Origin of the sequence: Streptomyces sp. NPDC046759, assembly GCF_040645475.1 — a bacterium.
Taxonomy (GTDB): domain Bacteria; phylum Actinomycetota; class Actinomycetes; order Streptomycetales; family Streptomycetaceae; genus Streptomyces.
Genome location: NZ_JBEYYJ010000002.1, coordinates 77,279 through 93,654, shown reverse-complemented (window position 1 = coordinate 93,654; position 16,376 = coordinate 77,279). Strand labels below are relative to the sequence as shown.

16 protein-coding genes are annotated in these 16,376 nt (G+C 71.4%); 4 read left to right on the top strand and 12 right to left on the bottom strand.

The features are described from left to right. Positions 1–49: 49 nt before the first annotated feature. From ABZ919_RS03255 to ABZ919_RS03235, 5 genes are all read right to left on the bottom strand, one after another. Complete coding sequence (locus ABZ919_RS03255) at positions 50–736, bottom strand: response regulator (RefSeq protein ID WP_361242042.1); 687 nt, start codon at positions 734–736, stop codon at positions 50–52. Continuing rightward, the gene (locus tag ABZ919_RS03250; RefSeq protein WP_361242039.1) at positions 733–3,288 is read right to left on the bottom strand and encodes a sensor histidine kinase KdpD; all 2,556 of its coding nucleotides are present in this window, start codon (positions 3,286–3,288) and stop codon (positions 733–735) included. The genes ABZ919_RS03255 and ABZ919_RS03250 overlap by 4 nt, the downstream gene beginning before the upstream one ends. Positions 3,289–3,996: 708 nt before the next feature. Further along, positions 3,997–4,764, bottom strand: coding sequence for a DUF3710 domain-containing protein (locus tag ABZ919_RS03245; RefSeq protein ID WP_361242036.1), 768 nt, complete (start codon positions 4,762–4,764; stop codon positions 3,997–3,999). 1 nt (position 4,765) lies between these two features. Further along, complete coding sequence (gene dut / locus ABZ919_RS03240; RefSeq protein WP_361242033.1) at positions 4,766–5,317, bottom strand: dUTP diphosphatase; 552 nt, start codon at positions 5,315–5,317, stop codon at positions 4,766–4,768. Beyond that, positions 5,314–5,898, bottom strand: coding sequence for a PaaI family thioesterase (locus tag ABZ919_RS03235; protein ID WP_361242030.1), 585 nt, complete (start codon positions 5,896–5,898; stop codon positions 5,314–5,316). The genes dut and ABZ919_RS03235 overlap by 4 nt, the downstream gene beginning before the upstream one ends. A 58-nt stretch (positions 5,899–5,956) precedes the next feature. Between ABZ919_RS03235 and ABZ919_RS03230 the strand changes: the two genes are divergently transcribed. Next, positions 5,957–6,421, top strand: a complete 465-nt coding sequence (locus ABZ919_RS03230) for a DUF3093 domain-containing protein (protein ID WP_361242027.1) — start codon at positions 5,957–5,959, stop codon at positions 6,419–6,421. Between the two features lie 18 nt (positions 6,422–6,439). Here ABZ919_RS03230 and ABZ919_RS03225 read toward each other — a convergent pair whose 3' ends face one another. The 4 genes from ABZ919_RS03225 to ABZ919_RS03210 all read right to left on the bottom strand — a co-directional run bounded on the left by ABZ919_RS03225 (position 6,440) and on the right by ABZ919_RS03210 (position 9,974). After that, positions 6,440–7,354, bottom strand: a complete 915-nt coding sequence (locus ABZ919_RS03225; RefSeq protein ID WP_361242024.1) for a hypothetical protein — start codon at positions 7,352–7,354, stop codon at positions 6,440–6,442. A 13-nt stretch (positions 7,355–7,367) separates the two neighbouring features. Then, complete coding sequence (locus tag ABZ919_RS03220; RefSeq protein ID WP_005481602.1) at positions 7,368–7,664, bottom strand: DUF4193 domain-containing protein; 297 nt, start codon at positions 7,662–7,664, stop codon at positions 7,368–7,370. Between the two features lie 393 nt (positions 7,665–8,057). Then, positions 8,058–9,314 (bottom strand): HAMP domain-containing sensor histidine kinase, encoded by a 1,257-nt coding sequence (locus ABZ919_RS03215; protein ID WP_361242021.1) that lies wholly within the window; start codon positions 9,312–9,314, stop codon positions 8,058–8,060. A gap of 6 nt (positions 9,315–9,320) precedes the next feature. Continuing rightward, the gene (locus ABZ919_RS03210; RefSeq protein WP_351208943.1) at positions 9,321–9,974 is read right to left on the bottom strand and encodes a response regulator transcription factor; all 654 of its coding nucleotides are present in this window, start codon (positions 9,972–9,974) and stop codon (positions 9,321–9,323) included. A 416-nt stretch (positions 9,975–10,390) separates the two neighbouring features. Between ABZ919_RS03210 and ABZ919_RS03205 the strand changes: the two genes are divergently transcribed. After that, positions 10,391–10,564, top strand: a complete 174-nt coding sequence (locus ABZ919_RS03205; RefSeq protein ID WP_361242017.1) for a hypothetical protein — start codon at positions 10,391–10,393, stop codon at positions 10,562–10,564. A 74-nt stretch (positions 10,565–10,638) separates the two neighbouring features. Here ABZ919_RS03205 and ABZ919_RS03200 read toward each other — a convergent pair whose 3' ends face one another. Further along, positions 10,639–11,454, bottom strand: a complete 816-nt coding sequence (locus tag ABZ919_RS03200; RefSeq protein ID WP_361242014.1) for an inositol monophosphatase family protein — start codon at positions 11,452–11,454, stop codon at positions 10,639–10,641. Positions 11,455–11,462: 8 nt separating this feature from the next. Beyond that, entirely contained in the window at positions 11,463–12,590 is a 1,128-nt protein-coding gene (locus tag ABZ919_RS03195; RefSeq protein ID WP_361242011.1) for a ferrochelatase, read from the bottom strand. A gap of 173 nt (positions 12,591–12,763) precedes the next feature. Here ABZ919_RS03195 and ABZ919_RS03190 point away from each other — a divergent pair, with 173 nt between their 5' ends. Beyond that, positions 12,764–14,002 carry an MFS transporter gene (locus ABZ919_RS03190; protein WP_361242008.1) on the top strand — a complete coding sequence of 413 codons (1,239 nt, stop codon included), beginning with the start codon at positions 12,764–12,766 and terminating at the stop codon, positions 14,000–14,002. After that, positions 13,962–15,281: a D-arabinono-1,4-lactone oxidase gene (locus tag ABZ919_RS03185; RefSeq protein ID WP_361242005.1), complete on the top strand. Its 1,320-nt coding sequence runs from the start codon at positions 13,962–13,964 to the stop codon at positions 15,279–15,281. Before ABZ919_RS03190 ends, ABZ919_RS03185 begins: the two co-directional genes overlap by 41 nt. On the opposite strand, the gene ABZ919_RS03180 is transcribed toward ABZ919_RS03185, so the two are convergent. Further along, positions 15,205–15,930: a hypothetical protein gene (locus ABZ919_RS03180; RefSeq protein WP_361242002.1), complete on the bottom strand. Its 726-nt coding sequence runs from the start codon at positions 15,928–15,930 to the stop codon at positions 15,205–15,207. The two genes, ABZ919_RS03185 and ABZ919_RS03180, sit on opposite strands and share 77 nt — an antisense overlap. Positions 15,931–16,376 lie beyond the last annotated feature (446 nt).

Genomic DNA, 16,376 nt, shown 5'->3' with positions numbered 1-16,376 from the left:
CCGTAGCCCAGCTCACTTCGTAGCCGGGCTCACTTCGCCTCGCTTCGGCTCACTTCTCGAACCGGTACCCCATGCCCGGCTCGGTGATGAAGTGCTGCGGGTGCGACGGGTCCGTCTCGAGTTTGCGGCGCAGCTGGGCCATGTACACGCGCAGGTAGTTGGTCTCGGTCCCGTACGACGGCCCCCACACCTCCTGCAGCAGCTGCTTCTGGCTGACCAGGCGGCCGGTGTTGCGGACCAGCACCTCCAGCAGGTGCCACTCGGTGGGGGTGAGCCGGACGTCCCTGCCCGCGCGGTTGACCTTCTTGGCGGCCAGGTCCACGGTGAAGCCCTCGGTCTCCAAGGTCGTCAGGTCGTCCTCGCCGGGCCCGGCCGGCTCGGCGCGGCGTACGGCGGCCCGCAGCCGGGCCAGCAGTTCGTCCATGCCGAAGGGCTTGGTGACGTAGTCGTCGGCACCCGCGTCCAGCGCCTCGACCTTCTCGTCGGAGGAGTGCCGCGCGGACAGGACCAGGATCGGCACTCGGGTCCAGCCGCGCAGGCCCCGGATCACCTCCACGCCGTCCATGTCGGGCAGGCCCAGGTCGAGCACGACCACGTCGGGGTGCCGGGAGGCGGCGAGTTCCAGGGCGGTGCGGCCGTCGGGGGCCGCATCGACGTCGTACTTGCGCGCCTTGAGGTTGATCACGAGGGCGCGCACGATCTGCGGCTCGTCGTCGACCACGAGCACCCGGGTCATAGGGTCTGCCTTTCTGGTTCTGCGATGTCCGTGCCCCCGTCCAGGGGCTGGGGCCCCGATCCTGCCGCCCGCAGGCTCAGCACCATGGTGAGCCCGCCGCCCGGGGTGTCCTCGGCGTTGAGGGTGCCGCCCATGGCCTCCGCGAAGCCCCGGGCGACCGCGAGGCCGAGCCCGACCCCGGCTCCGCGCGGGGCGTCACCGTACCGCTGGAAGGGCTCGAATATCCGGTCCTTGGCCTCGTCCGGCACCCCCGGCCCGCGGTCGACCACGCGCACCTCGACCCGGTCGGCTATCGCGCTGGCGGAGACCAGCACGGACCGTCCGCGGGGGCTGTACTTGACGGCGTTCTCCACCAGGTTGGCCACGGAGCGCTCCAGCAGCCCGGGGTCGGCGTCGATCATCGGCAGGCTCTCGGGCACGTCCAGTACGACGCTGTCCTCGGGCACGCCGCCCAGGGCCATCGGGACCACCTCGTCCACGTCGATCTCCCGGATCAGCGGGGTGACCGTGCCGGTCTGCAGCCGGGACATGTCGAGGAGGTTGCCGACCAGGTGGTCGAGCCGGTCCGCGCCCTCCTCGATGGCGGCCAGCAGTTCCGCCCGGTCCTCCTCTGACCACTCGACGTCGTCGGAGCGCAGCGAGGAGACCGACGCCTTGATCCCCGCCAGCGGGGTGCGCAGGTCGTGGCTGACGGCGGCGAGCAGGGCGGTGCGGATGCGGTTGCCCTCGGCGAGCGCACGGGCCTGGTCGGCCTCTTCCTGCAGGCGCCGGCGGTCCAGGGCGACGGCGGCCTGCGCGGCGAAGGCGGCGAGCACCCGGCGGTCCTCCGCGGGCAGCACCCTGCCGGTGAGCGCGAGTGCCATGTGGTCTCCGACGGGCATGTCGACGTCGGCGTCCTCGGGCCGCTCCAGCGGCCGCCCGAATCCGGCGCGGCCCGCACAGGTCCAGGGCTCCACGTCGCTCGTGCGCTCCAGCAGCGCGGCCGACTCCATCGCGAAGGTCTCGCGGACCCGCTCGAGCAGCTCCTCCAGGCTGGTCTCGCCGCGCAGCACGTTCCCGGCGAGGAAGGAGAGTATCTCCGACTCGGCGCGCAGCCGGGCGGCCTGGTGGGTGCGCCGGGCGGCGAGGTCCACCACGGAGGCCACCGAGACGGCGACGCCGGTGAAGATCACGATGGCGACGATGTTCTTCGGGTCGGCGATGGTCCACCTGTGCAGGGGCGGGGTGTAGAAGTAGTTCAGCAGCAGCGAACCGAAGGCCACCGAGGCCAGTGCGGGCAGCAGGCCGCCGAGCAGCGCCGCCGCGACGGTCACGGCGAGGAACAGCAGCACGTCGTTGGCGAAGCCGATGTCGACGGTGTTCAGCAGCACCGCGAGGACCGCGGGGCCCGCCAGGCCCACGGCCCAGCCCCAGATGATGCGGGAGCGTCCGAGGCGGGCCCCCCGCGCCACGGGCAGTCCACGGCCCTTGGCGACCTCCTCGTGGGTGACGATGTGGACGTCGAGGTCGGGGCCGGACTCGCGGGCGACGGTCGAGCCGACACCGGGCCCGAAGACGTACTGCCAGGCCTTGCGGCGGGAGGAGCCCAGCACGATCTGGGTGGCGTTCACGCCCCGCGCGAAGTCCAGCAGGGCGGCCGGTATGTCGTCGCCGACCACGTGGTGGAAGGTGCCGCCCAGATCCTCCACCAGCGTGCGCTGCACGGCCAGTTCCTTCGGGGACGCCGAGGTCAGCCCGTCGCTGCGGGAGATGTACACGGCGAGGACCTCACCGCCGGCGCCCTTCTCGGCCAGCCGCGCGGCCCGCCGTATCAGCGTCCGCCCCTCGGGACCACCGGTCAGCCCCACCACGATCCGCTCCCGCGAACCCCAGATCGCCGACACCCGGTGCTCACGCCGATAGGCGTTCAGATACTCGTCGACCCGGTCCGCCACCCACAACAGCGCCAGCTCCCGCAGCGCCGTGAGGTTCCCGGGCCGGAAGTAGTTGGACAGCGCCGCGTCCACCTTGTCCGGCTTGTAGATGTTGCCGTGCGCCATGCGCCGGCGCAGCGCCTGCGGGGACATGTCGACCAGCTCGATCTGGTCGGCCCGCCGTACCACCTCGTCCGGAACGGTTTCACGCTGCCGCACCCCGGTGATCGACTCCACGACGTCACCGAGTGACTCCAGGTGCTGGATGTTGACGGTGGAGACGACGTCGATCCCGGCGGCGAGCAACTCCTCCACGTCCTGCCACCGCTTGGCGTTGCGCGAGCCCGGAACGTTCGTGTGGGCGAGTTCGTCCACCAGAGCGACGGCGGGCGCCCGGCGCAGCACCGCCTCGACGTCCATCTCGCCGAAGGCCGTGTCCCGGTACTCCAGCTCCCTGCGCGGCACCTGCTCCAGACCGTGCAGCATCACCTCGGTGCGCGGCCGGCCGTAGTGCTCCACGAAGGCCACCACGCAGTCGGTGCCCCGCTCGATCCGGCGGTGCGCCTCGGACAGCATCGCGTACGTCTTGCCCACCCCCGGTGCCGCACCGAGGTAGATCCGAAGCTTGCCGCGTGCCATGGCTCCATTGTCTTCCCGTGACTGCTGCCTACGCAGCGTCGACCCTACGGCCATCAATCACGGCAAACGGGACAGGGGGGCGGGCAGCGGGCAACTTTGACGCAACCCTGATGAGCCGACCGGGGCGGCGGACACGGCAGCACGGAAGCGTCCGGTCCGGCCGCTTCCGTGCTCCGCGATCGCGCCGTGGTCCGGCTCCGGCATCCGCTCGGCCGAGTCGAGGGGGCCGCGTGGGGAGGGAGGTCGTGCGGGTCGTGGCGATCAGCGGGGACAGGGGCCCCTCCCGGCCGGCCGTGAAGGGCCCTCGCGCACCACGGGCCCGCGGCAGCCCCGGGACGGCGTGCGTGCCCTGTCTCGGCGTCGGGGCGGCAGGCCGGCTCGTCGGCGGTCAGCGGGGCCGGCCGGCCGGGGCGGGCGACGGCGACCCGCTGCTGCAGGGGCGTAGGTGGCACCCGTCGGGGCCGACGCCCCGAAAGGGTCGCGGAGTTCCGCCGCGGGTGCGGCTGCCGCCGCATGGGCGCCACCAGCCGCTGCGGCCGACACACGGCCGACGGCGGCTTCCCGGGCAGCGCGCACCCGCGGCAGACGGGCCGCGCCCCTGCAGAGGCGGTGGCCCGTGTCGCACGGGTGGACCCGGTGGTCTAGTGCTGCGCCCGGAAAGGTTCACCGGCTCGCGACGCCCGGCACGGCACCTTTCCGGTCACAGCACTAGCGAACCTCGGTGATCTCCGGTCCGCGCTGGAGCTGTCCCATGCCACCGGAGAAGCGCGAGCCCTCCTCCTGCTGGACGCCCTCGGGGACCATCTGGGCGTCGTTGGGCAGCTGCAGGACGATCGGGTCGCGGGGCGCCATCGGGCCCTCGCCGCGGACCACGACCGTGTCGCGGAAGATCTGCTCCAGCAGGCCGGCGGCCTGCGGCTGCACGGCGCCCTGGCCGGAGATCACACCGCGCAGGAACCAGCGCGGGCCGTCCACGCCGACGAACCGCACGACCTGGAAGCCGCCGGTGCCGTCGGGCAGCTGCACCGGCACCTGGGCGCGCAGCTCCCAGCCGAGCGGGCCCTCGACCTCGTCGACGATGCCACCCTGCTGGGTGATACCGGACGCGATCTCCTCGCGGACCTCGCCCCAGATGCCCTCGCGCTTGGGAGCGGCGAAGGCCTGGAGCTGGACGGCGCTGTCACGCAGCACTACGGTCGCGGCGACGATCGCGTCACCGGCGACCTCGACCCTGAGCTCCATGCCGTCGACGCCCGGCACGAACAGTCCGCCGAGGTCGACGCGGCCCTCGCCCGGATCGCGCACCTCGCTGCTGTCCCACGGCCCGTCGGGCCGCGGCCCGGGCTCCAGCCGGACGCGCTCGCGCCCGGCTTCCTCCTCTGCTTCGTCCGCCTCGGTGTCGACGTTGTCGACGACCTGCTCGGCCTCGCCGGCCGCGTCCTCGGCGGCACCCTTCTTGTTGCGACGTCCGAACACGTCACTGTCCTTCCCGGTCGGATACGACCGAAGCGTATCGATTCCCACCCGTCGGACCGCCATCGACGGCCTGACCGCTTGTGCCGCTCTCGTCGCCCACCGCGGCATGGCCACCGGTGGACCCGAAGCCCCCTTCGGCCCGCGCCGAGTCGGGAAGTTCCGCGACCTGACAGAAGCGGACCCTCTCGACCTGCTGGACGACCAGTTGGGCAATCCGGTCGAAGCGCTCGAACCGCACGCTCTCGCGCGGGTCGAGATTCACCACGATCACCTTGATCTCCCCACGGTACCCGGCATCCACCGTCCCCGGCGCATTCACGAGGGCGACACCGCAGCGCGCGGCGAGACCGGAGCGTGGGTGCACGAAGGCCGCGTACCCCTCGGGCAGGGCGATCGACACGCCCGTGGGCAGTACGGCCCGCTCCCCGGGGCCCAGCTCGCACGGCTCGGTGGTGCGCAGATCGGCGCCGGCGTCCCCGGGGTGCTCGTACGCCGGAAGCGGTACGTCGGGGTCGATGCGCCGCAGCAGCACGTCGAGGGGGCCACGGCTCACGGGTTCACCTCGAAGGCGCGGGCGCGCCGGATCTGGTCCGGGTCGCTCATCGCGGCCTGGATCTCCTCGCTGCGGCCGTGGTCGATGAAGTGGTCGACCTTGACCTCGATGAAGAGGGCGTCGGCACGCACGGCGACGGGGCCGTCGGGGCCGCCGATGCGTCCGGTGGCGGTGGAGTAGATCTTGCGCCCGGCGAGGGCGGTGACCTCGGCCTCCAGGTACAGCGTGGTGCCCACCGGCACCGGCCGTACGAAGTCGGTCTCCAGGCGGCCGGTGACGGCGATGGTCCGCAGCAGCCAGTTCAGCGAGCCGAGCGTCTCGTCGAGGGCGGTGGCCAGTACTCCGCCGTGCGCCAGGCCCGGGGCGCCCTGGTGAGCGGGCTTGACGGTGAACTCGGCGGTCAGCGAGACGCCCTCGCCGGCGCGGGCCTCCATGTGCAGCCCGTGCGGCTGCCCGGGGCCGCACCCGAAACAGTGTGCGTAGTGGGCGCCGAGGAGCTCCCCGGGCGCGGGCGCGTCGGGGTGCCGCACCGGTTGCACGGCGTCGGCGGGAGGCTGAAGGCTTGCGGAACTACCACTCACAGGGCGAGACCTTACCCGCGCGTCGGCCGGCATCGGATCCCGTGCCAAGCTTGGCTGCATGCAGCTCTCCGCCACCCCGTACGAAGAACGCCTCACCACCCCCCGTTCGTGGTGGCTGATCAGCTTCCTCGTGGGCGTCTCCTTCGCCCTGATCCTGCTTCCCTTCGGCACCCTGCCGCTGCTCGGCGGCCTGGTCGGCGGTACGGCCGCGGCGGCGGTGGTCGCGAGTGCGTACGGCTCCCCGCGCATCCGTGTGGTGGGTGACTCGCTGATCGCGGGCGAGGCGAAGATCCCGGTGTCGGCGCTGGGCGGGGCGGAGGTGCTGGACGCGGAGGAGGCTCGCGCCTGGCGGACGTACAAGGCCGACACCCGGGCCTTCCTGCTGCTGCGCGCCTACATCCCCACGGCGCTGCGGGTGGAGGTCACCGACCCCGAGGACCCGACGCCGTACCTGTACCTGTCGACGCGGGAGCCGGAGCGGCTGGCAGCGGCGATCGAGGCCGCACGCACGACGACCGCCTGAGATCGTCCGGTCGCAGCACTAGAGTTCTTCGGGGAGCTCGCTCAGTTTCAGGGGCTCGGCGGGCTCCTCCAGCGGCGGAAGCTGATCCAGTTCCTCCCAGGGAACCTGGGTCTTGCGCAGGTCGGCACGGATGCGCGCGGCGAGCTTCCTGGTGTCCCGGCGGTTGACGACCGCCCCGACCGCGGCTCCCACCATGAACGGCATGAGGTTGGGCAGGTTCCGGACCATGCGCTTCATGATCTGCTGGCGCAGTTCGCGCTTCATGCGTCCGCCGAGGGCCGCGTCGTACGTCGACGGCTTCGTCACGTCGACGCCGCGCTCACCCGACCAGGACGACAGATACGCCGCGCTGCGGGTCTTGAGGTTCCCGGGCGGTCGTACGCCGTAGACCTCGTGCAGTTCGGCGATGAGCTTCAGCTCGATCGCGGCGACGCCGGTGATCTCCGCGGCCAGCTCGGTCGGCAGGGCGGGCGGCACCGGCAGCATCGCCGCCGCTCCGACCCCCGCTCCGACCGTCGAGGTGCCGGCCGCCGCGCCCGCCACCAGCTTGTCGGCGAGCTCTTCGGGCCCGAGGCCCGGGAACTGCCGGCGCAGGGTCGCGAGGTCGCGTACGGGGACGCGCGGGGCGATCTCGATGATCCGGTCCGTGAGGTGAGCCAGGCCCGCGCGGGCGCGGCTGCCACCTCTGCGTACTCCTTCCCGGGCCATGTCCCGGGCCTTGTCGCGCACCACCGCGGCCCGCCGCCGTGCGACGGGCGCGGGCTGCCGCACCGGCGCCGGGTGGTCTGCCCGGTCGGTCGCCGGCTCGAGCGGGGCCACCACTCCTGGTGTGCCCCGCTCGTCGTCACGCGCGCCGTGCGGGCCGTCGGACGGCCCTTCGTCCGCCTTCCCGAGGGAGAAGCGGCGCTTCCGAGGAGGGGTCGAGCCAGACACGGCCGACCCGACCTCAGTCGCAGTCGCGGCAGATCGGCTGACCGTTCTTCTCCCGGGCCAGCTGACTGCGGTGGTGCACCAGGAAGCAGCTCATGCAGGTGAACTCGTCCTGCTGCTTGGGCAGCACCCGGACGGCCAGCTCCTCGTTCGAGAGGTCGGCCCCGGGCAGCTCGAGTCCCTCGGCGGCCTCGAACTCGTCGACGTCCACCGCGGAGGTGGACTTGTCGTTCCGCCGGGCCTTCAGCTCTTCAAGGCTGTCGGAGTCGACATCGTCGTCGGTCTTGCGTGGAGTGTCGTAATCGGTTGCCATATCGCTCTCCCCCTCTGGGTGTCTGCGGTGTCTCCAGCGCACGTAACGCGTGAGAGGCCGGACTTGTGCCCGACCTGAGGCGGAGATTTTGCCTCACATCAAGGTCTGTTACTCAATCGACACCCAGGCCGACCTCTCAAGAGCGATCGGCTTGGATGGCGGTGAGGACCGTACACGGTTCGAATGCCGCACCTCAAAGGCGCCTCACCGTGTACTTCCCGTGATCAAGAGCCCTGAAAACCAGGACTTTCCCGGCTTTCCGCCATGTTTCATGATCACAGAGAGTACATGGCCGAAAATCCGTTCATGTGATCGATCCCACAATGGGAAGCCCGTTCGGCGGCTCAAAAATTCCGCGTGAAGCGAACAGCCTCCGCGTGTGTCGGTCACGGATCACAGCGGCATCGTGACCCGCATCACGAGGCCGCCGCCCTCGCGGGGCTGCGCCACGATGTGGCCGCCGTGCGCACGCGCCACGGACCGGACGATGGACAGGCCGAGGCCCACACCCTTGTCGCTGCCCGTGCGCTCCGTACGGAGCCGTCTGAAGGGCTCGAAGAGGTTGTCGATCTCGTACGCCGGCACCACCGGACCGGTGTTCGTGACGGTCAGCACCGCCTGCCCGTGCTGGACCTCGGTGGTCACCTCGACCCAGCCGTCGTCGGCCACGTTGTACCGCACCGCGTTCTGCACCAGGTTCAGCGCGATCCGCTCCAGCAGCACGCCGTTGCCCTGCACGACGGCAGGCTTCCGCTCGCCGCGGATCTTCACGCCCTTGGCCTCCGCCTCGGCGTGCACCTGATCGATGGCCTGGGTGGCGACCTCGGCCAGGTCGACGGGCTTGCGTTCGACGATCTGGTTGTCGCTGCGGGCGAGCAGCAGCAGGCCCTCGACCAACTGCTCACTGCGCTCGTTGGTGGCGAGCAGCGTCTTGCCCAGCTGTTGCAGCTCCACCGGCGCTTTCGGGTCCGACAGGTGGACCTCCAGGAGCGTCCTGTTGATCGCGAGCGGGGTGCGCAGCTCGTGGGAGGCGTTGCCGACGAAGCGCTGCTGGGCGGTGAAGGCCCGCTGCAGCCGCTCCAGCATGTCGTCGAAGGTGTCCGCCAGCTCCTTCAGCTCGTCGTCCGGGCCGTCCAGCTCGATCCGGCGCGACAGATCGGAACCGGCCACCTGACGGGCGGTACGGGTGATCCGGCCGAGCGGGGACAGCACGCGGCCGGCCATCGCGTAACCGAACGCGAAGGCGATCACGGCAAGGCCCAGCAGGGCCAGCAGCGAGCGGCTGAGCAGGTCGTCCAGGGCCGTCTGACGCTGCTGGTCCACGCAGTGGGCGATCGCGTCGTTGAAGTCCTGCAGCGGCAGGCTGGTCGCGTTGATCGCGGGGCAGTTGGGGCTGGAGACCTTCAGCTGCGAGCCCTGCGAAAGGCTGACGATCTTGAACAGCGGCTGGTTGCCGGTGCTGATCGCCTGGGCGGCCAGCAGGTAGATGATCGACAGCAGCAGGATGCCGGCGATCAGGAACATGCCGCCGTACAGCAGCGTGAGCCTTATGCGGATGGTGGGGCGCAGCCACGGAAAGGGGGGCTGTGGCCTTCTGGGGTCCCAGGTGGGTTTCGGAGGCGCCTGGGGCGGTGCGGGGGTGGCGGCCATGGCGGATCAGATCCGGTAGCCGGAGCCGGGGACGGTGACGATGACCGGGGGCTCGCCCAGCTTGCGCCGCAGGGTCATCACGGTGACGCGCACGACGTTGGTGAACGGGTCGGTGTTCTCGTCCCAGGCCTTCTCCAGCAACTGCTCGGCCGAGACGACCGCGCCCTCGCTGCGCATGAGCACCTCCAGCACCGCGAACTCCTTCGGCGCGAGCTGGATCTCCCTTCCCTCGCGGAAGACCTCGCGGCGGTTCGGGTCGAGCTTGATGCCGGCGCGCTCCAGGACCGGCGGCAGGGGAACGCTCGTACGGCGGCCGAGGGCGCGCACGCGCGCGATCAGCTCGCTGAACGCGAACGGCTTGGGCAGATAGTCGTCGGCGCCGATCTCCAGACCTTCGACGCGGTCGCTGACGTCGCCGGATGCCGTGAGCATGAGCACGCGCGTGGGCATGCCCAGCTCGACGATCTTGCGGCAGACGTCGTCGCCGTGCACCAGCGGGAGGTCACGGTCGAGGACCACCACGTCGTAGTCGTTGACGCCGATGCGCTCCAGGGCGGCCGCACCGTCGTACACGACGTCGACGGCCATCGCCTCCCGGCGCAGTCCGGTGGCCACCGCATCGGCGAGCAGCTGCTCGTCCTCGACGACGAGTACGCGCACGTCGCAAGTCCTTCCTCTGTCCACCCGCGTAGGGCACCGTGGGCTCACGCGGGCAGGGGTGTTCGTGGGGTGTGACCTCCATCCTGCCCTTTTCGGCCGTAAGTCGGCTGTAAGGCGGGTTGCGGACCGCACGGATCGCCGTCCCCGGGCCGGAATACGAGATTTTCTCCTCCGGTTGAGGTTTCCGAGGAAGGGAGCGGGGGGAGGACGGCTTTACACCCCGCGATCACGCTCTGCATGTGCCGCAGCACCATGTGGTACTCCGCGATCCGCTTTCGGCAGAGTGGGCGCGGGTGTCCGGCACCGTCGCCGCCCGGCAGGGCTGCGCTGGGCACCCGTGAGAGACGTGATCGCCCCTTCTCGAACCGGCACACCCCCGTGCCACCGACCCACGACCCAGGACGAGGGGGCGCAGCATGGACGCTTTCACCGCAGGACTTCTGCAGCGTATAAGGGCGACCGAGTCCGACCTGTCGCGGGCTCGCGACGACGGAGACGACTTCCTCGTCGAGGTGGAGCAGGCAGAGCTCGACGACCTGCGACGCCTCGCCGCCGAACACGGTGTGGAGGTCGGCGCGTACCGCGTCTGACCGGCCCGAAAGCGCATGCGGCGGGACCCCCGGCGAATCCAGCGCCGGGGGTCCCGTCGTGTCCCGGCCGCGGGTCAGTCGTGCCACGCTCCGAAGTCCTCCAGCAGCCGCTGCAGGGGCTCGAACACACCCGGCGCGCCCGCCACCGTCAGGTCCCGCGACGGACGCTCTCCAGGCCGTCCCCCGACCAGCGCGCCCGCCTCCCGCGCGATGAGATCACCGGCGGCGAAGTCCCACGCGTTGAGGCCCCGCTCGTAGTACCCGTCAAGCCGGCCGCAGGCCACGTCGCACAGGTCGACCGCCGCCGAGCCGCTGCGCCGGATGTCCCGCAGCAGCGGGATCAGCCGGGCGGCCACCTCGGCCTGACGGGTGCGGACCTCGGCGACGTAGTTGAAGCCGGTGGAGACCAGGGCCTGGTCCAGCGGGGGCGCGGGGCGGCAGGCGAGCGCCCGCTCGCCCTCCCATGCGCCGGTCGCCCAGGCGCCGCCCCCGCGCACGGCGTGGTACGTCTCGCCGCGCATCGGAGCCGCGACGACCCCTACGACCGCCTCGCCGTCCTGCTCGGCCGCGACGGACACCGCCCAACTCGGCAGGCCGTAGAGGTAGTTGACCGTGCCGTCGAGCGGGTCGATCACCCAGCGGATGCCGCTGGTGCCCTCCACGGCGGCGCCCTCCTCACCGAGGAAGCCGTCCTCGGGCCGGCGGCCGGAGATCAGATCCGTGATCAGCTTCTCCGCCGCGATGTCCATCTCGGTGACGACGTCGACCGGGCTGGACTTGGTCCTCGCCACCGCGAGGTCGGCCGGGCGTCCGTCCCGCAGCAGCTCTCCGGCCCGCCGGGCGGCCTCCCGGGCCAGCTCGAGCAGATCCCGGTGCAGGGCGTCGGTCACGGTGCTCCTCACGCGTAGGGGCTGTCGGCGCCGGCGGCGGCCGGGTGGGGGGCGCGGGCCGGGCAGCAGCCGACGGGGCAGAGGTGTTGGCTCGGGCCGAGGGCGCCCAGCGCGCAGGGGGTGACCTCCTGGCCCCGCTCCACGGCGGCGCGCTCGACGATCAGCTCGCGGATCGCGGCCGCGAACCGCGGGTCGGCGCCCACGGTGGCCGAGCGGCGCACCGGCAGGCCCAGCTCCTCGGCCTTGGCCATGGCCTCGGTGTCGAGGTCGTACAGGACCTCCATGTGATCGGAGACGAAGCCGATGGGCGCCATGACGACGGCCGGGGCGCCCGCCGCGTGCTCCTCCTCCAGGTGGTCGCAGATGTCCGGCTCGAGCCACGGGATGTGCGGGGCGCCGGAGCGCGACTGGTAGACCAGCCGCCAGGGGTGGCCGACGCCGGTGCGCTCGCGGACGGCGTCGGCGATCAGCTGGGCCACGTCCAGGTGCTGCTCGACGTAGGCGCCGCCCTCGCCGTGGGCCTCGACGGGACCGGAGGTGTCGGCGGCGGAGGCCGGGATGGAGTGTGTGGTGAAGGCGATGTGGGCGCCCGCGCGGACGTCCTCGGGCAGGTCCGCCAGCGAGCGCAGCACGCCGTCGGTCATGGGCTCGACGAAGCCGGGGTGGTTGAAGTAGTGGCGCAGCTTGTCGATCCTCGGCAGTTCGAGGCCCTCGGCTTCCAGCGTGGCCAGCGCGTCGGCCAGGTTCTCGCGGTACTGCCGGCAGCCCGAGTAGGAGGCGTAGGCGCTGGTGGTGAGGACCAGGATGCGACGGCGGCCGTCGGCGGCCATCTCGCGCAGGGTGTCCGTCAGATAGGGCGCCCAGTTGCGGTTGCCCCAGTAGACCGGCAGGTCCAGGCCGTGCTCGGCGAAGTCCTTGCGCAGGGCGTCCAGCAGGGCGCGGTTCTGGTCGTTGATGGGGCTGACCCCGCCGAACAGGAAGTAGTGCTGCCCGACTTCCTTCAGGCGTTCCTTCGGGATCCCCCGCCCGCGCGTGACGTTCTCCAGGAACGGGACCACGTCGTCCGGGCCTTCGGGGCCGCCGAAGGAGAGCAGGAGCAGGGCGTCGTACGGGGTGGCATCGAGCGCGTCTGGCATGTCTCGATCCTGCCACCCGGCACTGACCGCAGGGCAACAGCGGGATGACGAGTCGGGTTCCAGTCGGTTTATGCCGGTTTTTCCCACGGCCAAATGAGGTGCACCGAGCATCACCCGATTCGTAAGCTGTATCAGCCGCGTTCGCGCCTTACCGAGCCCCTTTCGGAGACCACGTGCCCAGCCCCTACAGAGCCCTGTTCGCCGAACCGGGCACCAAGGCGTTCTCCGCCGCGGGACTCCTCGGCCGGATGCCGCTGTCGATGATGGGCATCGGCGTGGTCACGATGATCTCCCAGCTGACCGGGCGGTACGGGCTCGCCGGCGCGCTGTCGGCCGCCATCGCGCTGTCCGCCGCGGTCGTCGGACCTCAGATCTCCCGGATGGTGGACCGGCACGGGCAGCGCCGGGTGCTGCGCCCCGCGACCCTGGTGGCCCTCACCGCGGCCGCCGGGCTGCTGCTCGCCGCCCATCTGCAGGGGCCGGACTGGGTGCTGTTCGTGTGCGCGGCCGGAATCGGCTCGGTGCCGAGCCTCGGCGCGATGATCCGGTCCCGCTGGGCGGCGCTGTACCGGGGCACCGAGAAACTGCACACGGCCTACTCGTTCGAGTCGGTCGTCGACGAGGTCTGCTTCATCGTCGGGCCGATCGTGTCCATCGGGCTGTGCACGGCCTGGTTCCCCGAGGCCGGGCCGCTGCTCGCCGCGTGTTTCCTGGCCGCCGGCGTCTTCTGGCTGACCTCCCAGCGTGCCACCGAGCCGGAGCCGCACCCGCGCGAGCACCACGGCGGCGGCAGCGCCCTGCGCTCGGCCGGGCTGCAGGTGCTGGTGGGTACGTTCACAGCGACCGGCGCGATCTTCGGTTCGGTGGACGTGGTCACCGTCGCCTTCGCCGACGAGCGCGGCCACAAGGGCGCCGCGAGCCTCGTGCTGGCGCTGTACGCGGCCGGTTCCTGCGTGGCCGGAGTGGTCTTCGGGCTGCTGCGGTTGGCCGGGGAGCCGGAACGCCGCTGGCTGCTGGGCGTGACGGCGATGGCCGTGAGTATGATCCCCCTCCTACTGGTCGGAAACCTGCCGCTTCTGGCCGTGGCGCTGTTCGTTGCGGGGCTGTCCATCGCACCGACGATGATCACGACGATGTCCCTCATCGAAGAGCACGTACCTCGCGCGAAGCTCACCGAGGGCATGACCTGGGTGAGCACCGGCCTCGCGGTCGGCGTCGCGCTCGGCTCCTCCGTGGCCGGCTCGGTGATCGACGCCGCCGGGGCGCGGGTCGGGTACGGGGTTCCGGCCGTGTCCGGAGCCGTCGCGGTCGCGGTCGGTTTCCTCGGGTACCGCCGGCTGCGCAGGCCGGCCGCGGGTCGGGGAGGCACCGTTGAGCAGCACAGCGAGCGGGAAGAACGGCACCTGGCGTAACTGGGGCGGGAACGTGGCCGCCCGGCCCGCGCGGCAGGTCGCGCCGGCGTCGGTGGAGGAGCTGGCTGCGGCGGTGCGCCGGGCACGCGAGGACGGCCTGAAGGTGAAGGCCGTCGGAACCGGGCACTCCTTCACGTCGATCGCCGCCACCGACGGTGTGCTGATCCGCCCTCACCTGCTGACGGGGATCCGCACCGTCGACCGTGCCGCCATGACCGTCACGGTCGAGGCCGGAACGCCGCTCAAGAGACTCAACGCGGCCCTGGCGCGCGAGGGTCTGTCGCTCACCAACATGGGCGACATCATGGAGCAGACCGTCTCCGGGGCCACCAGCACCGGCACGCACGGCACGGGCCGCGAGTCCGCCTCCATCGCCGCCCAGATCAAGGCGCTGGAACTGGTCACGGCGGACGGCTCGGTGCTCACCTGCTCCGAGAAGGAGAACCCCGACGTCTTCGCGGCCGCCCGAATAGGTCTCGGCGCCCTCGGCATCGTCACCGCGATCACCTTCGCCGTGGAGCCGCTGTTCCTGCTCACCGCGCGGGAGGAGCCGATGCCCCTGGACCGGGTGCTCGCCGAGTTCGATCAACTGTGGGCGGAGAACGAGCACTTCGAGTTCTACTGGTTCCCGCACACCGGCAACACCAATACCAAGCGGAACAACCGCAGCGCCGGCCCCGAGCAGCCCGTGGGGCAGCTGGCCGGCTGGTTCGAGGACGAGTTCCTCTCCAACGGCGTCTTCCAGGTGGCCCAGTGGGTCGGCCGCGCCGCCCCCGCCGCCGTTCCGGCCATCGCACGGGTCTCCAGCAAGGCCCTGTCCGCACGGACGTACACGGACATCCCCTACAAGGTCTTCACCTCACCGCGCCGGGTGCGCTTCGTGGAGATGGAGTACGCCGTCCCGCGCGCGACCCTGGGGGAGACGCTGCGCGAGCTGAAGTCCATGGTCGACCGCTCGGGGCTGCGCGTCAGCTTCCCGGTCGAGGTGCGCACCGCCCCGGCCGACGACATCACCCTGTCCACGGCCTCCGGCCGGGACAGCGCCTACGTCGCCGTCCACATGTTCCGGGGCACGCCCTACCAGGCCTACTTCACCGCCGCGGAGCGGATCCTCACCGCGCACGAGGGGCGGCCGCACTGGGGCAAGGTGCACACCCGGGACGCCGAGTACTTCGCGCGCGTGTACCCGCGCTTCGGCGAGTTCACCGCGTTGAGGGACCGCCTGGACCCGGAACGGCTGTTCCAGAACGACTACTTGCGGAGGGTTCTGGGAGCGTAGGCGTCGCGGCGGACCCGCTGGGCGTGGGGACCGGGGACGCGCTCGGGCCGTCGCCCGGCCCCGGGCTCGGGGAGTCGCCGGGCGTCGGGGTCGTGGCGTGGGGCGTACCGGCGCCGGTTCCGGGCACGTGTCCGCGGGACGGGACGTCCGAAGGGGCCGGGTTCTCACCGGTCCGGGAAGGGAAGCCGGACGTCGAGGCGGCGGAGCCCCGTCCGCTGACGGCGTCGCTGACCGTCGTGCCCGTGCCGCCGCTGAAGCTGTTGCCCGACACCAGTTCGTACGTCGTGATCCCGGCCATGGTCATGCCGAACACGACGGCGGCCGCGGCCACCGGGCGCCGCCGGCTCTTCACTCTCGCGCGGTAGACGGTCCCCGCGGTGAACTCACCGGGAGCCGGTACCACTTGCTCCCTCGGGCGGGCGGCGACCGTAGCCCTGCTCAGCTGCTCCCCCGTCCGCTTGAAGAAGTGCTGGAACAGCGTGCCCCCGCAGGTGGCCACGATGCTGACGACACCCGCACCCGCGATCGTGCCGTACACGCCGAAGTACGAGGCGAGTTTGGCGGCCACGACCGCCGCCAGGGCGCTGCCCGCCACCTGGGGGACGTTCAGATCGATCCGCTTGCGACCCACGTCGGGCGTTTCACGCATACCCGGAGCTTGCCTGCCTTTCCCGTACTTGATCGACATTGACCGACCCACTGCACGAGAAGGGACGTAGGACAGAAACCATTAGTTCCGTTTCTGGGGATTGCGTGAAATTCGCCACGTTCATGATCGGCAGAACCGGTTGCCGGCGGCCAAGTCGCCACCCTTGCCAGAAGTTGGGCGGCGCGCCCATCCACGCACATGGTCCAAATGGAGTACTGTTGCGAGCCCTGGGTCCGGTCTCCCACCAGGGTGTCCGCGGCCTTGCAGGACCGCCGGGAGGGGGCTGGTTGCACAGGGTGACGGAGTTGGTCACTTAGCGTTGCGAACAGGTAACCGTGCCATAACGGCGGCCCAGGGCCCATGCCCGACACGCCGGGCAACTCGGCAAGGTTGTGGCAGGCTGCACCCGGGCAGGCCACACTCGACTAGCGGAAGCAGCGACGCAC